Source organism: Pseudomonas sp. R62 (genome assembly GCF_000257605.1).
GTDB lineage: Bacteria > Pseudomonadota > Gammaproteobacteria > Pseudomonadales > Pseudomonadaceae > Aquipseudomonas > Aquipseudomonas atacamensis.
Genome location: NZ_AHZM01000928.1, coordinates 1 through 762, shown reverse-complemented (window position 1 = coordinate 762; position 762 = coordinate 1). Strand labels below are relative to the sequence as shown.

At 64.7% G+C, this 762-nt stretch carries 1 protein-coding gene; it reads left to right on the top strand.

The genetic code is table 11. The annotated features are described in order from the left end of the window. Nucleotides 1–750 (top strand): ribonuclease D (locus OQK_RS01170; protein ID WP_016770739.1); only part of this gene is annotated, 750 nt, incomplete at its 5' end. Between the last annotated feature and the right edge of the window lie 12 nt (nt 751–762).

The following is a 762-nucleotide window of genomic DNA, read 5'->3' as shown; positions in this document are numbered from 1 at the left end:
GGCATCGACCTGCCCAAGGGCGAGACCCGCTCCGACTGGTTGCAGCGTCCGCTGTCCGAAACCCAGATCAGCTATGCCGCCGAAGATGCCGTGCATCTGGCCGAGGTGTTCGTCGAGTTGCGGCCCAAGCTGTCCGACGACAAGTTCGCCTGGGTGCTGGAGGATGGCGCCGAACTGGTTGCCAACCTGCGCCGCGAGACCGATCCGTACGAGGTCTATCGCGAGGCGAAACTGGCGTGGAAGCTGTCCCGTGCGCAACTGGCCGTGCTGCGTGAACTGTGCGCCTGGCGCGAAAAAGAAGCCCGCGCCCGCGACCTGCCGCGCAACCGCATCGTCCGGGAACACTCGCTGTGGCCCCTGGCCCGCACGCAGCCGGATAACCTCGCGGCGCTGGGCAAGATCGAAGACATGCACCCGCGTACCGTACGTCAGGACGGTCAGTTTCTGCTTGATCTGATCAAGCGCTCTGGCAGTGTGGGGCCGGATCAATGGCCACCGGCAGTGCCCGAGCCGTTGCCGATCGAAGCCGCTGCGCTGATCAAACAACTGCGCGCGCTGGGTCAGGCCGAGGCCGAACGCCTGGGTATTGCCCCGGAACTGATGCTGCGCAAGAAAACCCTCGAAGCCCTGGTCAAAAGCGGCTTCCCCGAGGGTCCTTACCAATTGCCCGATTCGCTGCGTGGCTGGCGCCGCGAATTGCTCGGCCAGAAGCTGCTCGACAGCCTGGCCACCGCCGGAGAACAGCCTTGAAACGTATTTGCT